The sequence below is a fragment of the Pseudomonas sp. MBLB4136 genome, from assembly GCF_051904765.1.
Lineage (GTDB): Bacteria > Pseudomonadota > Gammaproteobacteria > Pseudomonadales > Pseudomonadaceae > Aquipseudomonas.
Genome location: NZ_CP196713.1, coordinates 3,997,558 through 4,016,504, shown reverse-complemented (window position 1 = coordinate 4,016,504; position 18,947 = coordinate 3,997,558). Strand labels below are relative to the sequence as shown.

The following is an 18,947-nucleotide window of genomic DNA, read 5'->3' as shown; positions in this document are numbered from 1 at the left end:
GGTCGGTCTCGGACAGGGGCAGAGTGGATAGGACTATAAGTGTGGCCGCGCGCGCTTGGATACAAGGGCGGCGGCTGCTATGGCGTTCAGGCACGCTGGGCGTGGTACAGGCTGACCTGGCAAAACTCCGCCGGCTCGGCCAGGTCCGGCCAGGTGCAGGCCTCCAGCACGGCGAGGCGGCTATACAGCCGGTGGCGGAAATCACGCACCCGCGAGTCGGCGACCAGGGCCTGGCGGCCGCGGCTGAGGAACTGGTCGAGCAGCGGCAGGTTGGCGCGGTCGTAGAGTACGTCGGCGACGATGATCAGGTCGAAACGGTCGGCTTCGGTGAAGAAGTCCGCCGAGTAGCTCAGCTCGACGCCATTGAGTTCGGCGTTGGCTCGGCAGGCCTGCAGGGCCAGCGGGTCCAGGTCGCAGGCCACCACTTCGAGGGCGCCGGCCTTGGCGGCGGCGATCGCCGCCACCCCGGAGCCGGCGCCGAAGTCCAGCACCCGCTTGCCGTGCACCCAGTGCGGGTGCTCGGCAAGCCAGCGCGCCAGGATCAGCCCGCTGGCCCAGCAGAAGCACCAGTAGGGCGGCTCCTCGAGGATGCGTCGGGTTTCTTCCGGGCTGAAGGCGCGGTCCATGTTGGCCGCATCGATCAGCCACAGCTGCAGCTCGGTGCCGGGCAGGGGCGTGGCGGCGAGGCGGGCGTCGCCGAGCAGCCGGTTCAGGGCTGCCTGCAGTTCATGGGGCGGCGTCATGGCGCGGGGACCAGATACAGCTGGCCCATGGCCTGGTTGTCGGCATGGCGGATGGTCAGCGGCGGTAGGCGCAGGATCAGGCGGCCGGACTGGTGGGCGCGGCCGCGCAGCTCGACGCGCGAGTCGTGGGCGAAGGACTGCGGGTTGAAGTGCAGGCGAAACGGCAGGGCGCCGCCGTTGCCGCTCAGCTGGATATTGCCCAGCAGGCGCTGTGGCAGGCCGCGTTGATCGAGGACCAGCAGGGCCAGCTCGACCTCGGCGCCGCTGGGCACGCCGAGCAGCTGGCCACTGAGCTCGCGCAGGTGCTCGGGCACGGTCTCTGGCGCGGGTGCCGGCACCGGGCTGGGCGCTGGAGCGGGGCTGTCCGGGGCGCTGGCGCAGGCGCCGAGCAGGAGGGCCAGGGCGAGCGCGGCAAGCGGTCTGGGCGACATGAGTGAGTCCATCGGCGGGGTTGCCAGAAAGCTTAGTTGCAGGCGCGCCTGTATACCGCAAAGTAGGCGGCTTGTCTTGCCTGCGGGATGCGCTACCATGGCGCCTTCCGGTTAAAGGCTGCAGCCCCCTATGCACTGTCCGTTCTGCGGTGCCAACGACACCAAGGTCATCGACTCGCGCCTGGTCGCCGAAGGCGAGCAAGTGCGCCGTCGGCGCGAATGCCTGGCCTGCGGCGAGCGCTTCACCACCTTCGAAACCGCCGAGCTGGTGATGCCGCGGCTGATCAAGCAGGACGGCAGTCGTCAGCCGTTCGACGAAGAGAAGCTGCGCGCCGGCATGCAGCGGGCCCTGGAGAAGCGCCCGGTGGGCATCGAGCGCCTGGAGGCGGCGATCGCCCATATCAAACACAAGCTGCGCGCCACCGGCGAGCGCGAGGTCAAGTCGCTGGTGCTCGGCGAACTGGTGATGGGCGAGCTGCAGAAGCTCGACGAAGTGGCCTACATCCGCTTCGCCTCGGTTTACCGGCGCTTCCAGGACCTCAACGAATTCCGCGAGGAGATCGACCGGCTGTCCCGCGAGCCGTCGAAAGGGTGATGCCGAACTGCGACCAGGCCTTCATGGCCAGAGCCCTCGAGCTGGCCCGCAAGGGCCTGTATTCCACCCATCCGAATCCACGCGTCGGCTGCGTCATCGTCCGCGACGGGCGGATCATCGGCGAGGGCTGGCATGCCCGCGCCGGCGAGGCGCACGCCGAGGTGCATGCGCTGCGCCAGGCCGGCGACCAGGCCCGCGGCGCCACCGCCTATGTCACCCTGGAACCCTGCAGCCATCATGGTCGCACCCCGCCGTGCGCCGATGCGCTGGTCGCCGCGGGCGTGGCCCGGGTGGTCGCGGCCATGCAGGACCCCAATCCGCAGGTGGCCGGCAACGGTCTGGCGCGCCTGCAGCAGGCCGGCATCGAGGTGCTCGGCGGTGTGCTCGAGGCCGAGGCGCGGACCCTCAATGCCGGCTTCATCAAGCGCATGGAACTGGGCCTGCCGCTGGTCCGGGTCAAGCTGGCGATGAGCCTGGACGGTCGCACCGCCATGGCCAGCGGCGAAAGCCAGTGGATCACCGGCCCGGCGGCGCGGGCCGCGGTGCAGCGCCTGCGTGCCCGTTCCAGCGTGGTATTGAGTGGCGCCGACACGGTGCTGACCGACGGTGCGCGCCTGACCGTGCGCCCCGACGAGCTGGGCCTGGGCGCCGAGCTGACCGCCCTGGCCGCCAATCGTCCGCCACTGCGGGTGCTGATCGACGGGCGCCTGCGGGTGCCGCTCGACGTGCCGTTCTTCCAGGCCGGGCCGGCGCTGGTCGCCACCTGCGCCGCCGCCGCGGCGCGCGAACGCTTTCTCGAGGCAGGCCATGAGCTGCTGGCCGTTCCGGGCAGCAATGGCCATGTGCACCTGGGCAAGCTGCTGGCCGAGCTGGCCGCGCGCGGCGCCAACGAGGTGCTGGTCGAGGCCGGGCCGCGCCTGGCCGGGGCCTTCGCCCGCCAGGGCCTGGTCGACGAGTACCAGTTGTTCGTCGCGCCCAAGCTGCTCGGCTCCAGCGCCCGCCCGTTGCTCGACCTGCCGTTGGCGCGCATGGCCGAGGCGCAGGAGCTGAAGATCGTCGACATGCGCGCAGTCGGCGACGACTGGCGGATCATCGCCGTGCCCAGGGGCAAGGACTGATCGGCCAATCGCCGGCACGGCGGCCTTGCGCCCATGCAGGCTGTGGTCAATTGTGGTAAAACGCGTCTCGGCCACCCAGGTGGCCGCAACGTTCTCAGGGCGGGGTGCAATTCCCCACCGGCGGTAATGGCGCGCAAGGCGCCTAGCCCGCGAGCGCTTGCCTGCTGTCCCCCGAGGGGGCGAGGGTAAGGTCAGCAGACCCGGTGTGATTCCGGGGCCGACGGTCACAGTCCGGATAAAGAGAGAGCGGGATTGTCTGAAAGGGCGCCGTTGCGGGCGCCTGCTAGATCCCTTTCGATCAGTCACGCCCTGTTTTTGATAAACAGGAGTTCGTCCATATGTCACAGGCTTATCACTCGACCCCGGCGCGCGGCGTGTTCCATCCGCCTCGTGTCGTTTCCGAGTCCGCGGAGGCGCTATGTTCACCGGCATAATCGAGGCCATCGGCAGTATCCGGGCGCTGAGCCCCAAGGGCGGCGACGTGCGTGTCTACGTCGCGACCGGCAAGCTCGACCTGGGCGACGTCAAGCTGGGCGACAGCATCGCGGTCAATGGCGTGTGCCTGACTGCCGTGGAGCTGCCCGGCGATGGCTTCTGGGCCGACGTCAGCCGCGAGACCCTGGCGCGCACCGCCTTCATCGACCTCAAACCCGGCAGCCCGGTCAACCTGGAGAAGGCCCTGACACCCAGTAGCCGCCTCGGCGGGCACCTGGTCAGCGGCCATGTCGACGGCGTCGGCGAGGTGATCTCGCGCGAGGACAACGCCCGCGCCGTGCAATTCAAGATCCGCGCGCCGCGCGAGCTGGCCAAGTACATCGCCCACAAGGGCTCGATCACCGTCGACGGCACCAGCCTGACAGTGAACGCGGTGAGCGGCGCGGAGTTCGAGCTGACCATCGTCCCGCACACCCTGGCCGAGACCATCATGGTCGACTACCGTCCAGGGCGGCAGGTCAACCTTGAGGTCGACCTGCTGGCGCGTTACCTGGAGCGCCTGCTGCTCGGCGACAAGGCCGCCGAACCCAAGGCCGCCGGCCTGACGGAAAGCTTTCTGGCCGAACACGGCTACCTGAAGAATTAAGGAACCGCCAGCATGGCACTCAACAGCATCGAAGAACTGATCGAAGACATTCGCGCCGGCAAGATGGTCATCCTCATGGATGACGAGGATCGCGAGAACGAGGGCGACCTGATCATCGCCTCGGAAGCGGTCACCGCCGAGCACATCAACTTCATGGCGCGCTTCGCCCGCGGCCTGATCTGCATGCCGATGACCCGCGAGCGCTGCGAGCTGCTCAAGCTGCCGCTGATGGCGCCGCGCAACGGCTCCGGTTTCGGCACCAAGTTCACCGTCTCCATCGAGGCCGCCGAGGGCGTCACCACCGGCATCTCGGCTGCCGACAGGGCGCGTACCGTGCAGGCCGCGGCGGCGAAGAACGCCAAGGCCGACGATATCGTCAGCCCCGGCCATATCTTCCCGCTGATGGCCCAGCCCGGCGGCGTGCTGGCCCGCGCCGGTCACACCGAGGCGGCCTGCGACCTGGCGCGCATGGGCGGCTTCGAGCCGAGCGGGGTGATCTGCGAGATCATGAACGACGACGGCACCATGGCCCGCCGCCCGGAGCTGGAGGAGTTCGCCGCCGAGCATGGCATCAAGATCGGCACTATCGCCGACCTGATCCACTACCGGCTGATCCACGAGCGCACCGTCGAGCGCATCAGCGAGCAGGAACTGGACACCGAGCTGGGCCAGTTCAACCTGGTGACCTACCGCGATGCGGTGGAGGGCGACGTGCACATGGCCCTGACCCTGGGCACCATCAGCCCCGAGTTGCCGACCCTGGTGCGGGTGCACAACATGGATCCGCTGCGCGACCTGTTCATGGTAAAGCAGGAGGGGCGCTGGAGCCTGCGGGCGGCCATGAGCAAGGTCGCCGAGGCCGGCAGTGGTGTGGTCCTGCTGCTGGGCAACCCGCTGACCGGCCCGGACCTGCTGGCCCACCTGGACCGCCAGCTGGGGCACGAGGCGAAAGTGGTCAACCCGACCACCTACAGCACGGTCGGCGCCGGCTCGCAGATCCTCCGTGACCTCGGCGTGCGCAAGATGCGCCTGATGAGTTCGCCGATGAAGTTCAACGCAATATCCGGTTTCGACCTGGAAGTTGTAGAATACCTGCCCTCCGAATAACCCCGAGGGGCGCCCCGGGCGCCCCGGCTCTTTATCCAGACGAGACCCGCTATGACCCTGAAGACCATCGAAGGTACTTTCATCGCCCCCAAGGGCCGCTTTGCATTGGTGGTCGGCCGCTTCAACAGCTTCGTCGTCGAAAGCCTGGTGAGCGGCGCAGTTGACGCCCTGGTGCGTCACGGCGTGAGCGAAAGCGACATCACAATCATCCGTGCCCCGGGTGCCTTCGAGATTCCCCTGGTGGCGCAGAAGGTCGCCCAGCGCAGCGAGTTCGACGCCATCATCGCCCTCGGCGCGGTGATCCGCGGCGGTACCCCGCACTTCGAATACGTCGCCGGCGAGTGCACCAAGGGCCTTGCCCAGGTCTCCATGGAGTTCGGCGTGCCGGTGGCCTTCGGCGTGCTGACCGTGGACTCCATCGAGCAGGCCATCGAGCGCTCCGGCACCAAGGCTGGCAACAAGGGTGCGGAAGCCGCGCTGTCGGCCCTGGAAATGGTCAGCCTGCTGGCGCAGTTGGAGGCCAAGTGAGCCAGAACGACAGCCACGGCCAGAAGCCGCAGCCGGCCAAGAAGGGCCCCAGCGCCAAGACCCTGGCGCGCCGCGAGGCGCGCACCCTGGCCATGCAGGCGCTGTACTCCTGGCACATCGCTGGCCAGGCGCTGAACGAGATCGAAGCGCAGTTCCGCGTGGACAACGACTTCAGTGCCGTCGATGGCGCCTACTTCCATGAGATCCTGCATGGCGTGGCGCGGCAGAAGACCGAGATCGACGAGGCCTTCACCCCGCTGCTGGATCGTCCGCTGGACGAGATCGATCCGGTCGAGCTGTCGATCCTGCGCCTGTCCACCTACGAGCTGAAGAACCGCATCGATATCCCCTATCGGGTGGTGATCAACGAAGGCATCGAGCTGGCCAAGGTGTTCGGCGCCACCGACGGACACAAGTTCGTCAACGGCGTGCTGGACAAGCTGGCGCCGCGTCTGCGGTCCGACGAAGTTCGCGCGCACAAGCGCTGATTCGGACGCGCCTGGCCTTGGGTGAGTTCGAACTGATCCGTCACTACTTCGCCGCCGCGTCCTGCGCGCAGGCCGGCGAAGGCGTGGCCCTGGGCATCGGCGATGATTGCGCGCTGCTGGAGGTGCCGCCCGGCGAACAGCTGGCGGTGTCCACCGACTCCCTGGTCGAGGCCGTGCATTTCCCCACCGGGGCCGACCCCTACCTGCTAGCCCAGCGCGCACTCGGTGTGTCGCTGAGCGACCTGGCCGCCATGGGCGCGACGCCCATCGGCTTCACCCTGGCCCTGACCCTGCCCCGCGCCGAGCCGGCCTGGCTGGAAGCCTTCGCCCGCGGCCTCGACCAGATGGCGCGGCAGTGTGCCGCGCGTCTGATCGGCGGCGATACCACCCGTGGGCCACTGAGCCTGACCGTCACCGTGTTTGGCCGGGTGTCGGCGGGGCAGGCGCTGACCCGCGGCGGTGCGCAGGTAGGCGACCTGCTCTGCGTCGGCGGATGCCTCGGCGACGGGGCCGGTGCTTTGCCCCTGGTATTGGGACGGCGCCAGGCCTCGACGCAGATCGCCGAGCCCTTGCTGGCGCGCTACTGGTCGCCGCAGCCGCAGCTGGCCCTGGGCCAGGCCCTGTGCGGCAAGGCCACGGCGGCGCTGGACATCTCCGACGGCCTGCTGGCCGATTGCGGGCATATTGCCGCGGCCTCCGGGGTGGCGCTGCTGGTCGAGCAGGCGCGGTTGCCGCTGTCGAGCGCCCTGCGCGCTCTGCTCGGCGAAGACGCCGCGCGGCAGTGCGCGCTTGCTGGCGGTGACGACTACCTGCTGGCCTTTACCCTGCCGGCGCAGCATCTGCACGGCCTGCAGGCAGCCGGCTGGCCGGTGCAGGTGGTCGGCCGGGTCGCGGCCGGCGAGGGCGTGCAGCTGCTGGACGAACAGGGGCGCAGCCTTACACCGCCAGCGCGCGGTTATCAGCATTTCGGGAGCAGCGGTGTCTGAGACTTCGAGAGTGCCACCTTCGGTCTGGCGTAACCCCTGGCATTTCCTGGCCTTTGGGTTCGGCTCGGGCACCCTGCCGAAGGCGCCGGGAACCTGGGGCTCGCTGGTGGCCCTGCCATTCATCCCACTGTGGCAGATGCTGCCGGATTGGGGCTACTGGCTGATGCTCGGCCTGACCATGCTGTTCGGCTTCTGGCTGTGTGGCAAGGTCGCCGAGGACCTGCGGGTGCATGACCACGAGGGCATCGTCTGGGACGAGATGGTCGGCATGTGGATCACCCTCTGGCTGGTACCAGAAGGCTGGATCTGGCTGCTGCTAGGCTTCCTCATGTTCCGCCTGTTCGACATCCTCAAGCCCTGGCCGATCAGCTGGGTCGACAGGCACGTGCACGGCGGCGTCGGCATCATGCTCGACGATGTGCTGGCCGGGGTGTTCGCCTGGCTGGCGATGCAACTGCTGGTGTGGGGCTGGGCCAACGGCCTGGCCGCGGGACTGGGCCTTTAGCGAGACCGGGGATGAAGCTGCTGGGTTGCTGGCTGGCATTACTGTTGGGACTCCTGAGCTGGAGCGGCGTCCAAGCCGAACCGGCGGGGCCGACGCACATCCGTCTGGCCAGCGAGGTCTGGGAAGACGATACCGAGGCCGACGGCAGCGGCCTGGCCTGGGACATCCTGCGTCAGGTGTTTGAGCCCGCCGGTGTCCTGCTGGCGATCCAGAGCGTGCCCTATACCCGCTCCATCGGCCTGGTCCAGCGGGGCGAGGCGGATGCCTGGGTCGGTTCCTACCGGGATGAGATCGACCGCGGCGTGATCTACCCGCGCTGGCACTACGATGCCGACCAGATCACCGCCCTGGGCCTGGCCGAGCGCCCGGCGCCCACCCTGGACACGCTCGGCGCGGCGCAGCTGGTGTGGATGCGTGGCTATGCCTTCCAGCGCTATCTGCCGGATCTGAAAAACTACCGGGAAATCCAGCGCGACAGCGATATCCCGCGAATGCTGCTGTATCACCGTGCCGACTTCTATATCGACTCGCGTGCCGAGGTCGAGGCGGTCCTCGAGCAGGCGGCCGATCCGACGCGTTTTCGCATCACCCCGGCGACCAGCCTGCCGCTGTATCTGGGTTTCGCCGACAACCCGCGAGGGCGTGCCTTGGCCCGGCTGTTCGACCAGCGTATGGATGAGCTGGTCAAGCGCGGCAGTCTGCGAGCGGTTTTCGCGCGCTGGCAGCAGCCCTATCCGTTCGAGTAAGGAGTGCAAGACGCATGATGCAGAGTGTGAAGGCGCTGGCCATCGGCCTGCTGTTGACGGCCGTCGAACCGCTCTGGGCGGCCACCCAGGTGCGCGTGGTCGGTCTGTTTCCCGGGGCTGCGGTGATCAATGTCGACGGCCAGCGCAAGCTGGTGAAGGTCGGCCAGGTTGGCCCCGGCGGGGTGGAGCTGGTCAGTGCCGACAGCCGCGGGGCGGTGCTGCGGGTCGATGGCGTCGAGCGCAGCTATGGCCTCAGTCGCGAGTACAGCGATGGCTTCGCCGAGGCGAGCAAGCGCCAGTTGAGCATTGCCAAGGGCGTCGGCGGGCATTATTGGGTGGCCGGCTCGGTGAATGGCCATCCGGTGCAGTTCCTGGTCGACAGCGGGGCCACCGCGGTCGCCCTCAATGATGGCCAGGCCCGGCGTCTGGGTATCGACTACCGGGTGAGCGGCCGGCCCTTGCAGGTCAACACCGCCAGCGGCACGGCGCGCGGCTGGCGGGTCGACCTCAAGAGCGTCAAGGTCGGCGGCCTCGAGGTGCTGGGCGTCGAGGCGGTGGTGCTGGAGGGCGGCGCGCCGACCGAGGCCCTGCTCGGCATGAGCTTTCTCAGCCGGGTCGGCTGGAAGGTCGAGCAGGATGTGCTGATGCTCGAGTCCAAGCACTGAGCCCGGGCCGATCGGCGCGTTTCGATACCTATCATCGGTAATTCAGGCTGACCCGCCGGCGGGGGCTGCTGTTACAATGCCGCCCTTGCCACTTCCCAGCCCTTATTCTTCTTAGGAGCATCCGGTGCCTGTCGTGTTCGTCGCCGCCTCCCAACTGCCCACGCCGTTTGGCGTGTTCACCATGCATGGTTTTCTCGAGGAGGCCACCGGCAAGGAGCATGTCGCGCTGACTTTCGGCGATGTGGCCGACGGCGAGCCGGTGCTGGGGCGCCTGCACTCCGAATGCCTGACCGGCGACGCGCTGTTCAGCCTGCGCTGCGATTGCGGCTTCCAGCTCGAGGCGGCCCTGCGGGCGATCGCCAGCGAGGGCCGTGGCGTGCTGCTCTATCTGCGCCAGGAAGGCCGTGGCATCGGCCTGCTGAATAAGATCCGCGCCTACGAGCTGCAGGATGGCGGCGCCGATACCGTGGAGGCCAACGAGCGCCTGGGCTTCGGCGCCGACCAGCGCGACTACGCGATCTGCCGGCCGATGCTCGAGCACCTGGGCATTCGCGAACTCAAGCTGATGACCAACAACCCGCGCAAGGTCAAGGCTCTGGGCGACATGGGCATCAGCGTGGCCACCCGTGTGCCGCTGCAGATCGACCACAATCCGCACAACAAGAAGTACCTGGCGACCAAGGCCGGCAAGCTCGGCCATCTGCTCGGCAGCCTGCACCAGGGCGAGGTCGAGGAAGCGCCGTGAGTCGCAGCGAGCAGCGCCGGCGCCTGGCGCTCCGCTGGTGGGGGCTGCTGACCCTGGCCCTGGCGCCGCTGTTCGTCCTCAACCTGGTGTTCGGCGGCGCTCGCCAGCCGGGGCCGCTGGCCATGCCGCTGTTCATCGCCGGCCTGCTGGCGATGTTCGCCAGCCTGCCGCTGTTTCGTGCCTACAAGCGTGCCCTGGTGGCTACCGAGAAAGCCCTGGATACGCCGCAGGAGCCAGCCGCCTGGCAGGCGCTGGGCGAGTGCCGAGGGCGGGCCATGCTGGTCGCCGCGCTGCCGGCCTGGGTCGCCGCCGTTGCGCTGTTCGCCGGTCTGGAGGGCATTCCGCTGCTGCTCCTGGCGCTGTCCAGCCTGGTGCTGTTCTACCTCTACCGTATTCCCCGCCAGCTCGGCTGATGACGCGCCTGGGGCTGTGCCTGCTCGCGCTGCTGGCCTGGCCGGCGCTGGCGGTGGAGCGGGTGGTCAGCCTGGCACCCTCGCTCAGTGAGATCGTCTTGGAGCTCGAAGCTGCCGACCTGCTGGTCGGCGTGCTGGATGGCGGCGAGCGCCCCGCCGCGCTGAGCCACCTGCCGTCGGTGGGGCGCTATGGCCAGCTGGAAATGGAAAGCCTGCTCAAGCTGCAGCCCGATCTGGTACTGCTCTGGCCCGACAGCATCGGCCCGGCCCAGCGCCAGCAGCTGCAGGCGTTCGGCATTCCCCTACTGGTCGTGGAACCACGCGACCTGACCAATCTCGCCGCCCAGTTCGCCGAGATCGGCGCGCGCATCGGTCGCCAGGCGCAAGGGGAGTCGTTGCGCCAGCGCTTCGACGAGCGCCGGGCCGAGCTGAGCCGGCGCTATCGCCGCGAGCGGCCGTTGCGGGTGTTCTATCAGATCTGGGACAAGCCGCTGTACACCATAGGCGGGCGCCAGATCATCAGCGACGCCCTGCGCCTGTGCGGCGCCGAGAACGTCTTCGCCGACCTGAGCCTGCCGGCGCCGCAGGTCAGCGTCGAGTCCGTGTTGCAGCGCGATCCCGAGGTTATCCTCGCCGGCAGCGGCGCCCAGCTGGACGGCTGGCGGCGCTGGCCGCAGTTGACCGCGGTAAAGCGCAAGCAACTCTGGCCGGTGCCGGACAAGGGCCTGGAACGGCCCAGTTTCCAGATGCTGGCGGCGACCGAGAAACTGTGCGCCCGGCTGGCGGACGCGCAGTAGCCCTCTGAATGCACAAGGCCCCGCGATTGCGGGGCCTTGTTGTAGGTGGCGGCTTAGAAGCGATAGCCGACGCTCAGTTGCACATCTTCTTCCGGTGCTGGATACAGTCCCTTGTTTCCCGGTGTCCAGGCGGAGTAGGTGGCGAAACTGTCGTAGCGCTTGCCGGTGAGGTTGTTGACCCGCAGCTTGGCGTTGAACTGGCGGTACTCGTATTTCAGGGCGGCGTTGAACAGGGTATAGCCCCCTTCGCGCGGCAGGACATGGGCGTCGTCGCTGGAGAGGTAGCGGGCGCCAGTGTAGATCGCTTCCAGATAGGCGTTCAGTCCCGGCAGGACGATGTAGTTCAGGTGTGCGCCGGCGCTATGACGGGACACCCAGGGCACTTCGTTGCCCTTGTTCTGGCCGGCGCGGAACTCCGAGTCGGTGAAGCTGTACTGGGCACCGACACTGAGCTTGTTGGTCAGCGAACCCTCACCCTCGAGCAGCAGGCCCTGGCGACGGGTCTTGTCCAGGTTGATATTGGCGCCGGCGCCAGGGCCGAATACGGAGTGTTCGGCGAGCGGGTCGTACAGCAGCTCGTCCTCCAGATCCAGGCGGTAGAGAGTGGCCTGGTAACGCTGGCTGCCATCGCGCCACTCGATTCCGCTTTCCCAGGACTCACCGGTCTGTGGCTTGAGGAAGGTCACGCCGGGCCCGACTGAGGCGTTCTCATTGACGTTGGCCCAGCGCAGCACATCTTCGCGCTTGATAAACAGGCTGGTCTGCTGATTCGCCTGCCACTGCAGGGCAACGCTGGTGCTGCCTTCCCGGTCGGTATGACTGAGGTCGTTGCGCTTGTTGCGGTCCTCCGCCTCGCTGGCGCGGTAGCCCAGGATCAGGCTGACATCGCTGGCAAGGGGCTGACTCAGTTGGGTGTACCAGTCGCGCTGAGTCTGGCGCGCCAGGCTGCTGAAGCTCGGAAAGCTGGCGTAGGCGGCCTGGTAATCGCTGGTGATGTGGTCGTGGCCGATCAGCCACTCGCTGCGCCCCAGGCCGCTATCGAAGTGGGCCGTCAGGCGCGGGCTGAAGCTCTCCACACGGGTGCCGTCATTGAACGGGCTGCCGGAAATCAGGCCTACGCCATCGGAGTCGCGGAAGCTGTAATCGAAGTTGCCGGTCCAGTTGGCGCCGATGGCCTGTTCCAAGGCGAAGCGGTGGACCTGGGTCTTGCTGTCGTTCCACTCGTTGGAGGTGCTCGCCTTGCGGTCCGCGCGGCGTTGGGCAATGGTCAGGGCGCCGGGGTAGAGCAGTTCATCGTCGGTGCTCTGGTACTCATACAGTGCCCAACCATCGGCGTGATCGTAGCGCAGCCGGGCGAAACCGTTGCTGTAGCTGGCGTTGTTGTGGTCGCGATAATTGTCGGTGTGGCGCGTTTCGCCGCTGGCATAGACGGAGAACCCGGCGCCTAGCTGCTGGAACAGATGCCCGCGATAGGCCTCCAGGTCGTGGCTGCCCTGGGTCGTCTCCACATAGGCTTCGTTGTCGACTGGCGTGCGGGTGATGATGTTGATCACCCCGCCTACCGCCTGGTCGCCGTAGAGCACGGTGCCGGCGCCGCGGATGATCTCGATGCGCTCGATGTTGGCCAGGGGCACGCTGTTGAGGTCGGGGCCGTTGAGGCTGGGATTGTTCAGGCGGCGGCCGTCGACCAGCACCAGGGTGTTGTTCACCGCATTCTCGCCGAAGCCGCGCAGGCTGATCGACGCGCGGTTGCCGTCGCCCAGGGTGTCGCGAACCTGCAGCCCCGCCTGCCCGCGCAGCACTTCGATCAGGTTGTGGGCGGCGCTTTTCTCGATCTGTTTGCGGTCGATCACCCGGACGCTGGCCGGCGCGGGCTTCTGCAGGGGGGTGCCGCGGGTCACCACCAATGGCTGGGCCTGATAGGGTTCGGCGGGCTCGGCAGCCAGTACCAGGCTCGGGGTCAGCGCTACGGCGAGGGCGAGAGGGGACAGTTTCATGGGTAAATCCTCAAAAGGGAGAAGTCTTTTGAGGAGGGCAGGGACAAGCACGGGCAAGCGGACGGGTGCCAGCGCTTGACGGTGATGCCCTCCGCAACACCAGTCAGATTGCGCCGAGGCAGGTCTCCGGGCTGTCGACTGCGATTTTCCCACCTTCCCGGGCGTACCCAGTGGTGTGTCGGGAAAGCCGGCGCCAGAGCGGGTGTCGCTCGGCGGCTGTCGATTACCGTTGCGGGGGCAGCGCAGGCTTGGCGGCTGTCGGCTGACAGCGGCGCACCTGCTTCCCTTTTCACGCGGCTGGTATGGCCGCGACCTCGGACAACTTGAAACGCCGCGCACCATAAGGGGCTGCGGCGGGTAAAGCAATGCTGCGGCGCGGACGTTGGTCGCCCGCGCCGCGTCGATCAGGCTGGCAACATGGCCAGGCGGCGACGGATGGCGGCCTCGATGCCGGCCTCGTCAAGGCCGCATTCGGCGAGCATCTGCGCCGGCTTGGCGTGCTCCACGTAGTAGTCCGGCAGGCCCAGGTGCAGCACCGACTTGAGCAGGTCCTCACGGGCCAGGTACTCGCTGACCGCGCTGCCGGCGCCGCCCATGATGCTGTTCTCCTCGATGGTCACCAGCAGCTCGTGCTCGGTGGCCAGCTGGCGCAGCAGGGCCTCGTCCAGGGGTTTGACGAAGCGCATGTCGACCACCGTGGCGTCCAGGGTCTCGCCGACCTTCAGCGCCTCGGCCAGTTGCACGCCGAACGCCAGCAGGGCGATGCGCCTGCCCTGGCGGCGGACCACGCCCTTGCCGATCTCCAGCGGTTGCAGGCCCGGCTCGATGCTGGCGTCGGGGCCGCTGCCGCGCGGGTAGCGCACCGCCGCCGGGCCCAGGTACTGGTAGCCGGTGGTGAGCATGCGGCGCAGCTCGTTCTCGTCGCTGGGGGTCATCACCAGCATGCCGGGGATGCAGCGCAGGTAGGACAGGTCGAAGCTGCCGGCGTGGGTCGGGCCGTCCTCGCCGACCAGGCCGGCACGGTCGATGGCGAACAGCACGTCGAGGTTCTGCACCGCGACATCGTGGATCAGCTGGTCGTAGGCGCGCTGCAGGAAGGTCGAGTAGATCGCCACCACCGGCTTGGCGCCGTCGCAGGCCATGCCGGCGGCCAGGGTCACCGCATGCTGCTCGGCGATGGCCACGTCGAAGTAGCGCTGCGGGTAGCGCTCGCTGAAGGCCACCAGGTCGGAGCCTTCCTTCATCGCCGGGGTGATGCCGACCAGGCGGTTGTCCTGCGCGGCCATGTCGCACAGCCACTGGCCGAAGACGTTGGAGTACTTGGGCCCGGAGGGCTTCTTCGGCGCGTTCGCCGGCGCGTTGATCGGCTCCAGCTTGGTGATCGCATGGTAGCCGATCGGGTCGGCCTCGGCCGGGGCGAAGCCCTTGCCCTTCTTGGTGATCACGTGGAGGAACTGCGGCCCCTCCAGGTCGCGCATGTTGCGCAAGGTGGCCAGCAGGGTCGGCAGGTCGTGGCCGTCGATCGGGCCGATGTAGTTCCAGCCCAGTTCCTCGAACAGGGTGCCGGGCACCAGCATGCCCTTGGCGTGTTCCTCGGTCTTGCGGGCGATCTCCCAGGCGCCGGGCAGGCGTGACAGCACCTTCTTGCTGCCTTCGCGCATGCTGGCGTAGGTGCGGCTGGAGAGCAGCTTGGCCAGGTAGTTGGACAGGCCACCGACATTCTTGGAGATCGACATGTCGTTGTCGTTGAGGATCACCAGCATGTTGGCGCTGACGTCCGAGGCGTGGTTCAGCGCCTCGAAGGCCATGCCGGCGGTCAGGGCGCCGTCGCCGATCACCGCCACGCTCTTGCGCTTGCTGTTGTCCAGGCGGGCGGCGATGGCCATGCCCAGGGCTGCGCTGATCGAGGTGCTGGAGTGGCCGACGCCGAAGGTGTCGTACTCGCTCTCGCTGCGGCGTGGGAAGGCGGCGATGCCGTCCTTCTGCCGCAGGCTGCTCATCTGCTCGCGGCGGCCGGTGAGGATCTTGTGCGGATAGGCCTGATGACCGACGTCCCACACCAGGCGGTCGTCCGGGGTGTCGAAGACGTAGTGCAGGGCGATGGTCAGTTCGATCACCCCGAGCCCGGCACCGAAGTGCCCGCCGGTCTGGCCGACGGTGTAGAGCAGGTACTGGCGCAGCTCGTCGGCCAGGCTCACCAGCTCGGCTTCGCCCAGGCGGCGCAGTTCGTCCGGCGTGTTCGCGCGGTCGAGCAGGGGCGTCAGCGGGCGCTCGCGGGGGATCTCATCGAAGGTCGTCGGCATCGGGCGAATCGTTATAGGCAAAAAGATGCGGCAGTTTACCCGAAAGCGATGCCAAGCTTTAAGCCATAACTCCGCGCAAGCGCGGCGGGGTTGCCCGCCCGGCCTGATTCACCCGCGCAGGCCGGTGTCCCCGTCGGGGCGCGGCTCGGCCAGGTGCCTCAGTGGCGGCGCTCGACGATATAGCGGGCCAGCTCGCGCAGCGGCTCGGCGCCGTTGTCGAAGGCGCGCAGGGCGTGCAGCGCCTGGTCGCGCAGCTCCAGGGCGTAGGCCTTGGCCGGTTCCAGGCCGAGCAGGGCCGGGTAGGTCGGCTTGTGGTTGGCCTCATCCTTGCCTTGGGTCTTGCCCAGGGTGGCGGTGTCGCTCTCCACGTCGAGGATATCGTCCTGCACCTGGAACGCCAGGCCGATGGCCCGGGCATAGGCGTGAAGGGCCTTCAGCGCGGCCTCGTCGGCGCGGCCGCTGGCCAGGGCGCCGAGGCGCACGCTGGCCTCGATCAGCGCGCCGGTCTTGTGCCGGTGCATGGTTTCCAGGGCCGCCTGGTCCAGCTGCTGGCCGACCGAGCCGAGGTCGATGGCCTGGCCGCCGACCATGCCCGCGGGGCCTGCGGCCTGGGCCAGGGCGGCGATCATCGCCAGGCGCAGCTCGGCGTCGTGGGGGTTGCGGCGGGCGTCGGCGAGGACCTCGAAGGCCAGGCTCTGCAGACCGTCACCGGCGAGAATGGCGCAGGCCTCGTCGAAGGCCTTGTGGGTGGTCGGCTGACCGCGGCGCAGGTCGTCGTCGTCCATGGCCGGCAGGTCGTCGTGGACCAGCGAGTAGGCATGGATCAGCTCCACCGCGCAGGCCGCGCCGTCGGCGTCTTGCACCTGGCCGCCGAGGACTTCGCAGGCGGCGTAGACCAGCAGCGGGCGCACCCGCTTGCCGCCGTTGACCACGCTGTAGCGCATGGCCTGGTAGAGCCTTTGCAGCTCCGCGCCTGGGGGCTGCAGCAGCGCATCCAGGGCCTCGTCGACGCGGCGCTGACACTGCGCCTGGTAGGCCGCGATCATGCCGGGCGATCCGCGTCGAAGGGGGCTTCCTCCAGCTCGCCGTCGCGTTCCAGGAGAATCTGCACCTTCTGCTCGGCCTGGGTCAGGGCGGCCTGGCAGTCGCGGGTCAGGCGAATGCCCTGCTCGAAGGCGCTCAGCGAGTCTTCCAGCGACAGCTCGCCGCTTTCCAGGCGCTCGACCAGGCTCTGCAGGTCGGTGAGGGACTGCTCGAAGTCGAGCGCGGCTTTCTTACGGGCCATGGCGGACGGTCTCTGGAGGGGGCTCTGGCAGGGTGTGTGACCGGCGCGACACTAGCAGAGGCGCGGCGTGCGGGCAAATCGCCGGGCGCGCGCAGGGGCCTCGCTCAGCCGGCAAAATAGGTGGTCCAGAAGTAATAGGCGGTCATGCCGCCGCCCACGCCGATCACCAGGGCGCGCAGCAAGGCCGGTGGCAGGCGCTGGCCGAGGGCGCCACCGGCGTAGCCGCCGAGGGTGGCGCCGGTCAGCAGGATGGCCAGCTCGTACCAGCTGACCCGCCCGGCGACCACGAAGGTGACGGTGGCGATGCTGTAGATCACCGCCGAGATCAGGTTCTTCAGGGCGTTGGCGCGGGCCACCGGATGGCCCTCGATGGAGAAGGCGGCCAGTTGCAGGATGCCCATGCCGGCGCCGAAGTAGCCTCCGTAGATCGACACGCCGACATGGGCGCCGAGCGACAGCGGGCTGTGCGGCGGCTGCGCACTTGGCGCCGCCTGCGCCCGGCGGGCGGCCAGCAGGCGACTGAGCCAGGGGCTGGCGGCGAACAGCGCGGTGGCGGTCAGCAACAGCCAGGGGATCAGGTGGCGGAAGATCTCGTCGCCACCGGCCAGCAGCAGCAGGCCGCCGCCCAAACCGCCGAGCAAACCGGCCAGCAGCAGCGGCAGCAGGTAGCGGCCCAGCGGGCGCAGGCTGCTGCGCGCCGCCCAGGCCGCGGCCAGGCTGGCCGGCCACAGGGCCACGGCGTTGGTGGCGTTGGCGGTGACCGGCGGCAGGCCGGCGGCGAGCAGGGCCGGAAAGGAGAAGAAGGTGCCGCCGCCGGCCAGCGCGTTCATGCCGCCGGCGGCGAAGCCGGCCAGCACCAGCAACAGGATATCGTTCAGGCTCATGGGCGATCCGCGCAAAGAAGGAGTCGAGCTTACCCAGCGCGGTGCCGACGGCCAAGCCGACCAAGGTGGTGTGTGCGCGAAACGGCGGGCTGTCGTGCTGGCGCGCTGCAACTGTCGGCAGCCTAGTCACCGCGCGCGCAGCAGCGACCCGCCTGCTGAATCGGCGGGCACTGCACCGAGCCGAACGAGCAGAACACGCAGCAGTCCCCCGGTTTGGGGCGCAGCAGTGCCTTGCACTGGCTGCACTCGTAATAGTACTGGCAGGCGTCGGTGGGCATGCTCTCCTGCTTGGCGAAGCCGCAGTGCGGGCAGGTCAGCACGGATTCGAGGACGACGGGTTTCATCGCGGTGCTACTCCCGTACCCTGGAGGGGTAACCGGCATTGCCGGTCGCCTCTATCAGCGTCGCCGGCTGCACCCGGTCGGGATCGTATTGGACACTGGCGGTCTTGCGTTCGAAATCGACCTGCACCTTCTCGACCCCCGGCACTTGTTGCAGGGCCCGCTTGACCGTCAGCGGACAGAGCCCGCAGGTCATGTTCTGCACCTCGAGAGTGAGCGCTTGCGGTGGGGCGGCGAGCGCCAGCAGGGGCAAGGCGGCCAGGGCCGTCAGCAGCAGTTTGCGCATGGGACACCTCCTTTCAGTAGAGCAGTGGGGCAAGCCAGGGCACGGCGAGCAACGCCAGCAGCAGCGGCGTGACGATCCAGAACAGCAGGCGCTGGCGCCTCAGCGCGCGTGGGTCGGTGCAGGGCGCTCCGGGCGCGCAGACCTGCGGCACGAAGTACAGTCGGCGAAACGCCAGGCCGAGGAACAGCAGGGTCAAGCCAATGAAGATCGGCCGGTACGGCTCCAGCGCCGTCAAGCTGGTCATCCACGAGCCGCCTATGCCGAGCGCCAGCAACGCCAGTGGTGCGACGCAACACAGCGACGCGCCTATGGCCGCCAAACCGCCCGCCAGCAGCGAGCCTTTTCCGCTAAGCATGCTCATGTCGACTCCTTGAACCTGTGTACGCTGGGACTAGTCTAAATTCCGTACCTGGGTACAGAGTCAAGGAGTTGTGGATGAGCGTCGAATTGAGTATCGGCAAACTGGCCAAGGCCGCCGAGGTGAGCGTCGAGACGATTCGCTACTACCAGCGCCGTGGCCTGCTGGCTGAACCGCCCAGGCCGCCGGGTGGCCAGCGCCGCTACCCGGCGGCGATGGTCGCGCGCCTGTGCTTTATCAAGCGGGCGCAGGCGCTGGGCTTCAGCCTCGCGGAGGTGGCCGATCTGCTCAGCCTGGACGCGGCCAGCGCCTGCGCCGAGACGCGCGCGCTGGCGGCGCGCAAGTTGGCGCTGATCGAGCGGAAGATGGCCGAGCTGGCGACGATGCGGCAGGTGCTGGGCGAACTGGTCGGCCGGTGCGACGCGGGCGGCGCTGAGGCGAGCTGTCCGATCATCGAGGTGCTGGCCAGGGCGGGTTGAGCGCAGTGGCGATAGATGACGATCGGCTCGACCTCTTCATCAGCCGTGGCGGACCTTCGTGCGCCG

Annotated in this window: 24 protein-coding genes and 2 riboswitches; of the genes, 14 read left to right on the top strand and 10 right to left on the bottom strand. The window is 68.4% G+C overall.

Translation table 11 applies throughout. The features are described 5' to 3' along the window. Positions 1 to 86: 86 nt before the first annotated feature. Together ACSX1D_RS18400 and ACSX1D_RS18395 are read right to left on the bottom strand one after the other, a co-directional pair. Positions 87 to 743 (bottom strand): class I SAM-dependent methyltransferase, encoded by a 657-nt coding sequence (locus tag ACSX1D_RS18400; RefSeq protein ID WP_439859883.1) that lies wholly within the window; start codon positions 741 to 743, stop codon positions 87 to 89. Continuing rightward, a complete protein-coding gene (locus ACSX1D_RS18395) occupies positions 740 to 1,174 on the bottom strand; it encodes a hypothetical protein (protein ID WP_439859882.1) in 435 nt (144 codons plus the stop codon). The genes ACSX1D_RS18400 and ACSX1D_RS18395 overlap by 4 nt, the downstream gene beginning before the upstream one ends. Positions 1,175 to 1,304: 130 nt before the next feature. On the opposite strand from ACSX1D_RS18395, the gene nrdR reads away from it, so the two are divergent. The 13 genes from nrdR (at position 1,305) to ACSX1D_RS18330 (ending at position 10,948) form a co-directional block, all read left to right on the top strand. Then, positions 1,305 to 1,769 (top strand): transcriptional regulator NrdR, encoded by a 465-nt coding sequence (gene nrdR / locus ACSX1D_RS18390; RefSeq protein ID WP_439859881.1) that lies wholly within the window; start codon positions 1,305 to 1,307, stop codon positions 1,767 to 1,769. Beyond that, on the top strand, positions 1,769 to 2,887 hold the full coding sequence (gene ribD / locus ACSX1D_RS18385) for a bifunctional diaminohydroxyphosphoribosylaminopyrimidine deaminase/5-amino-6-(5-phosphoribosylamino)uracil reductase RibD (RefSeq protein WP_439859880.1): 1,119 nt from the start codon (positions 1,769 to 1,771) through the stop codon (positions 2,885 to 2,887). Before nrdR ends, ribD begins: the two co-directional genes overlap by 1 nt. An 86-nt stretch (positions 2,888 to 2,973) precedes the next feature. Continuing rightward, a riboswitch (FMN riboswitch) is annotated at positions 2,974 to 3,139 on the top strand. A gap of 166 nt (positions 3,140 to 3,305) precedes the next feature. Further along, entirely contained in the window at positions 3,306 to 3,968 is a 663-nt protein-coding gene (locus tag ACSX1D_RS18380) for a riboflavin synthase (protein ID WP_439859879.1), read from the top strand. Between the two features lie 12 nt (positions 3,969 to 3,980). Next, positions 3,981 to 5,075, top strand: a complete 1,095-nt coding sequence (ribBA, locus tag ACSX1D_RS18375; protein ID WP_439859878.1) for a bifunctional 3,4-dihydroxy-2-butanone-4-phosphate synthase/GTP cyclohydrolase II — start codon at positions 3,981 to 3,983, stop codon at positions 5,073 to 5,075. Positions 5,076 to 5,126: 51 nt separating this feature from the next. Continuing rightward, complete coding sequence (ribH, locus tag ACSX1D_RS18370) at positions 5,127 to 5,603, top strand: 6,7-dimethyl-8-ribityllumazine synthase (protein ID WP_213641459.1); 477 nt, start codon at positions 5,127 to 5,129, stop codon at positions 5,601 to 5,603. Further along, a complete protein-coding gene (nusB, locus tag ACSX1D_RS18365; protein WP_439859877.1) occupies positions 5,600 to 6,091 on the top strand; it encodes a transcription antitermination factor NusB in 492 nt (163 codons plus the stop codon). The genes ribH and nusB overlap by 4 nt, the downstream gene beginning before the upstream one ends. Positions 6,092 to 6,108: 17 nt before the next feature. Further along, entirely contained in the window at positions 6,109 to 7,077 is a 969-nt protein-coding gene (gene thiL / locus ACSX1D_RS18360; RefSeq protein ID WP_439859876.1) for a thiamine-phosphate kinase, read from the top strand. After that, complete coding sequence (locus ACSX1D_RS18355; RefSeq protein WP_439859875.1) at positions 7,070 to 7,582, top strand: phosphatidylglycerophosphatase A family protein; 513 nt, start codon at positions 7,070 to 7,072, stop codon at positions 7,580 to 7,582. The genes thiL and ACSX1D_RS18355 overlap by 8 nt, the downstream gene beginning before the upstream one ends. A gap of 11 nt (positions 7,583 to 7,593) precedes the next feature. Beyond that, positions 7,594 to 8,328 carry a substrate-binding periplasmic protein gene (locus tag ACSX1D_RS18350; protein WP_439859874.1) on the top strand — a complete coding sequence of 245 codons (735 nt, stop codon included), beginning with the start codon at positions 7,594 to 7,596 and terminating at the stop codon, positions 8,326 to 8,328. Between the two features lie 17 nt (positions 8,329 to 8,345). Further along, positions 8,346 to 8,993: a retropepsin-like aspartic protease family protein gene (locus ACSX1D_RS18345; protein WP_439862365.1), complete on the top strand. Its 648-nt coding sequence runs from the start codon at positions 8,346 to 8,348 to the stop codon at positions 8,991 to 8,993. 124 nt (positions 8,994 to 9,117) lie between these two features. Next, complete coding sequence (ribA, locus tag ACSX1D_RS18340; protein WP_439859873.1) at positions 9,118 to 9,738, top strand: GTP cyclohydrolase II; 621 nt, start codon at positions 9,118 to 9,120, stop codon at positions 9,736 to 9,738. Then, positions 9,735 to 10,151: an MFS transporter gene (locus ACSX1D_RS18335; RefSeq protein ID WP_439859872.1), complete on the top strand. Its 417-nt coding sequence runs from the start codon at positions 9,735 to 9,737 to the stop codon at positions 10,149 to 10,151. Before ribA ends, ACSX1D_RS18335 begins: the two co-directional genes overlap by 4 nt. After that, entirely contained in the window at positions 10,151 to 10,948 is a 798-nt protein-coding gene (locus ACSX1D_RS18330) for a cobalamin-binding protein (RefSeq protein ID WP_439859871.1), read from the top strand. Before ACSX1D_RS18335 ends, ACSX1D_RS18330 begins: the two co-directional genes overlap by 1 nt. Positions 10,949 to 11,001: 53 nt before the next feature. Here ACSX1D_RS18330 and ACSX1D_RS18325 read toward each other — a convergent pair whose 3' ends face one another. The 8 genes from ACSX1D_RS18325 to ACSX1D_RS18290 all read right to left on the bottom strand — a co-directional run bounded on the left by ACSX1D_RS18325 (position 11,002) and on the right by ACSX1D_RS18290 (position 18,405). Further along, positions 11,002 to 12,945: a TonB-dependent receptor family protein gene (locus ACSX1D_RS18325; protein WP_439859870.1), complete on the bottom strand. Its 1,944-nt coding sequence runs from the start codon at positions 12,943 to 12,945 to the stop codon at positions 11,002 to 11,004. Between the two features lie 100 nt (positions 12,946 to 13,045). Further along, positions 13,046 to 13,277: riboswitch (cobalamin riboswitch) on the bottom strand. Positions 13,278 to 13,349: 72 nt separating this feature from the next. After that, the gene (gene dxs / locus ACSX1D_RS18320) at positions 13,350 to 15,248 is read right to left on the bottom strand and encodes a 1-deoxy-D-xylulose-5-phosphate synthase (RefSeq protein ID WP_439859869.1); all 1,899 of its coding nucleotides are present in this window, start codon (positions 15,246 to 15,248) and stop codon (positions 13,350 to 13,352) included. A gap of 158 nt (positions 15,249 to 15,406) precedes the next feature. Then, positions 15,407 to 16,294 carry a (2E,6E)-farnesyl diphosphate synthase gene (gene ispA / locus ACSX1D_RS18315; protein WP_439859868.1) on the bottom strand — a complete coding sequence of 296 codons (888 nt, stop codon included), beginning with the start codon at positions 16,292 to 16,294 and terminating at the stop codon, positions 15,407 to 15,409. After that, entirely contained in the window at positions 16,291 to 16,533 is a 243-nt protein-coding gene (locus ACSX1D_RS18310) for an exodeoxyribonuclease VII small subunit (RefSeq protein WP_439859867.1), read from the bottom strand. Before ACSX1D_RS18310 ends, ispA begins: the two co-directional genes overlap by 4 nt. 104 nt (positions 16,534 to 16,637) lie before the next feature. Continuing rightward, the gene (locus ACSX1D_RS18305; RefSeq protein WP_439859866.1) at positions 16,638 to 17,417 is read right to left on the bottom strand and encodes a sulfite exporter TauE/SafE family protein; all 780 of its coding nucleotides are present in this window, start codon (positions 17,415 to 17,417) and stop codon (positions 16,638 to 16,640) included. A gap of 122 nt (positions 17,418 to 17,539) precedes the next feature. Continuing rightward, positions 17,540 to 17,761, bottom strand: a complete 222-nt coding sequence (locus ACSX1D_RS18300; protein WP_439859865.1) for a GDCCVxC domain-containing (seleno)protein — start codon at positions 17,759 to 17,761, stop codon at positions 17,540 to 17,542. A 7-nt stretch (positions 17,762 to 17,768) separates the two neighbouring features. Continuing rightward, positions 17,769 to 18,044, bottom strand: a complete 276-nt coding sequence (gene merP, locus ACSX1D_RS18295) for a mercury resistance system periplasmic binding protein MerP (RefSeq protein WP_439859864.1) — start codon at positions 18,042 to 18,044, stop codon at positions 17,769 to 17,771. 13 nt (positions 18,045 to 18,057) lie between these two features. Then, positions 18,058 to 18,405: a mercuric transporter MerT family protein gene (locus tag ACSX1D_RS18290; RefSeq protein ID WP_439859863.1), complete on the bottom strand. Its 348-nt coding sequence runs from the start codon at positions 18,403 to 18,405 to the stop codon at positions 18,058 to 18,060. A 74-nt stretch (positions 18,406 to 18,479) separates the two neighbouring features. Between ACSX1D_RS18290 and merR the strand changes: the two genes are divergently transcribed. Beyond that, positions 18,480 to 18,881, top strand: a complete 402-nt coding sequence (gene merR / locus ACSX1D_RS18285) for an Hg(II)-responsive transcriptional regulator (protein WP_439859862.1) — start codon at positions 18,480 to 18,482, stop codon at positions 18,879 to 18,881. Positions 18,882 to 18,947 lie beyond the last annotated feature (66 nt).